The 2859-nt window shown below is 57.0% G+C and carries 2 protein-coding genes; both read left to right on the top strand.

The features are described 5' to 3' along the window. Positions 1-221 precede the first annotated feature (221 nt). Positions 222-1655, top strand: a complete 1434-nt coding sequence (locus tag E0L29_RS11375) for a nucleoside-diphosphate sugar epimerase/dehydratase (protein WP_207387794.1) — start codon at positions 222-224, stop codon at positions 1653-1655. Positions 1656-1707: 52 nt separating this feature from the next. After that, entirely contained in the window at positions 1708-2004 is a 297-nt protein-coding gene (locus tag E0L29_RS11370; protein WP_131359198.1) for a hypothetical protein, read from the top strand. Positions 2005-2859 lie beyond the last annotated feature (855 nt).

Raw genomic sequence — 2859 nt, 5'->3', positions numbered from 1 at the left:
CGGCTCAAGAACGAGCCACAGGAAGAGTTAAATGAAAGAGAGGGGCAGCGCCTTTCCGCTGCATAACCAGCAGGTTTCCAACTTAAACTCAGGCCCTTTTTGTCTATAGGACGGGGTCCACTAAAGGTGTTCCTCGTTCGGTGCCTTTATTGTATGCGCTGTTGGCGGTGTTGCTGGTTGCCGGTTCACGGTTCGGTGCACGCTGGGTGCTGTGGCTTCCCATGCGTCGTGTATATTCCGGGGGGCCGGTGCTGATCTACGGCGCCGGCGAGGCAGGACGGCAGCTTGCCGTGGCGCTGCGTAACGACCGGCAGCTGTTTCCTGCGGGGTTCGTTGACGACGATCCTGAACTTCTCGGGAAGGATCTTGACGGGTTGCGCGTGTACAGCTCCTCTGTGGTCGGGGAGGTCATCGAGAAGTACGGTATCGCCGATATCATCGTTACGCTCCCCTCAGCCTCCAACCTTAAGCGCCGCGAGGTGGTGAAGTTCCTCGAGCAGTTTCGGGTGAAGGTGCGCATCCTGCCTGCGGTGGCCGAGATCGCCAACGGCAGGCACCTGGTCAACATGGTGCGCGAGGTCGATATTGGGGATTTGTTGGGCCGTGATGCCGTTGCGGCCGACCCCGGATTGCTGGGGCGGAACATCACCGGCAAGGTTGTGCTGGTGTCGGGTGCCGGAGGTTCGATCGGCTCCGAACTCTGCCGGCAGGTGGCGGGCCTTAAACCACAGAGGCTGGTGCTCCTGGAGGCGAACGAGTATGCGTTGTACCGGGTGGAGCGGGACGTCCAGCGGATGGCGGGGTGCGAGGTGGTGCCGTGTCTCGGTTCCGTCGCGGACGGAGCCCTCGTCCGGAGGGTGCTCGAAACCCACGGGGTGCAGACGATATACCATGCGGCTGCCCACAAGCATGTTCCCCTTGTGGAGTGCAATGTTGCCGAGGGGGTGCGCAACAACGTTTTCGGGACGCGGAGCATTGCCGGTGCAGCATACGAAGCGGGGGTGGAGACGTTCGTCCTGATCTCTACCGACAAGGCGGTACGTCCGACCAACGTGATGGGGGCGACGAAGCGATGGGCCGAGCTGGTGGTGCAGGAGTATGCCCGGATGGCCCGTCTGCGGGGGAGCGGGCAGCGGTTCCTGGCGGTGCGGTTCGGCAACGTGCTCGGCTCTTCGGGGTCGGTGATTCCTCTCTTCAAGGAGCAGATTGCGCAGGGCGGGCCGGTGACGGTGACGCACAGGGAGGTGACGCGGTTCTTCATGTCGATCCATGAGGCTGTGGAGCTGGTGATCCAGGCGGGGAGCATGGCCGATGGCGGGGAGATCTTCCTGCTCGACATGGGCGAACCGGTGAAGATCATGGATCTTGCCCGGAACATGATCCGACTGGCCGGTCACGAGGTGCGCGACGCGCTCAATCCGGAGGGGGATATCGATATCGAGGTCACCGGGTTGCGGCCGGGTGAGAAGCTGTATGAGGAGTTGCTTATTGCCGACGAGAATGCGGCGGTGACCATTCATCCCAAGATCATGAAGGCGGTCGAGCCCTGTCTGCACCGGGACGGGATCGATGCCCTGGTTATGCGCCTGCAGGGGTTCGTGGCTGACGGGGACGAAGGGGCCGTGCGCGGGGTACTGATGGAGGTTGCCGGGTGAGTAGGGGAGTGCTCTTGATGCCCGGTCTTGATAATGTTATCCGGAGGATGAAATGGGATTAGTGGAAACGCTCATCAGTAAGGTTCACTCCAGGCGTGATGCTAAAACGTTGTATGTCTCAATCGATGAGCTGCCGAGGCCGCGGGACTGGGGCACGGTGGATTTCAGTATCGGCAACCTATCCCTCATAAGCCGCGATATGTCGCTGGATGGGTCTGCTACGGAAGAACTGGTGCATTGGCTTGAGGAGAATCTCAAGAAGATCCAGGGTTCGGGGTATGAGCGGGTGGAGTATGTGAATGTGTCCGAGGGGCTGCAGGGGAGGATTGATAGGGTTCTTGGGCGTTGACGCCGAATAGTAGAGGGTGGTTCGGCTCATCCTTGTATCGGTAATGGCCGTTTTGGCCGAAATGTGAATCCCTTGCCTGGTGCGGGTTTGGTCAGGTTTTATCACCGTGTGGAGACCGGGGTTGAGGGTTGTTCAGATTAGGGCGCTTGTGTGAGGCAAGCGCTGTTTTTTTTGTTTTGTGAGTAAGAATTAAGTATGATCCTGGTGGAAGATATGTGTTGTTGTGGGCTTTAATGCGTTAAAGGTTTGATCATGAACAAAGTGACGGGGAAACAAGCCGGAACGGCCGCATCGAAAACACTGCGGAGCGGTTCTACTGGCAGTCCCTTGGCCTTATTGGGTAAGCTATATCCCTTTTTACTATAGGTTATAGTACTTCGGACTTTTTCGAGATGCCCATCAAATGGAGATGAAAGTCGAACAAGCCATCGGAGGCGACTCGCTAAAGCTCGCGCCGCAATGGCAACGTTAGTGTTTGAAATGGAAGCAATTGACCTACAGCGACCAGACTTGTTACCCGAAGCGCTAAAGACGCGTCTAAGATCCATTGCACCACTTTGCAGGGAGGAAGAATTTTCTGAAAGGTTGGTTCGGAAATCTAAGGTTTTAGATGTAGTTATTGAAATTGATCGCTATTGCATGCAGAGGCGGGTTTTAGGTATTCATTACACGCATGCCGTTCGATCAGATGTCGAGCAAAGAGGTTTGCTTGTTACGTACTGGGAGCGAAATAGGGGTTGCTGAAGAATTCAAGCCATCGCCGAGCGGCACTCAATCACCGTTCGGGAAGGTGACCACACGAACGAATTTCTGATTACGTCAAGCTCCAAAAGGAGCCATTCGAACAGGCGCAAA

The organism is Chlorobium sp. N1 (assembly GCF_004332115.1).
In the GTDB taxonomy this organism is placed as follows: Bacteria; Bacteroidota; Chlorobiia; order Chlorobiales; family Chlorobiaceae; genus Chlorobium.
This window is presented reverse-complemented; position numbering and strand designations above follow the sequence as displayed.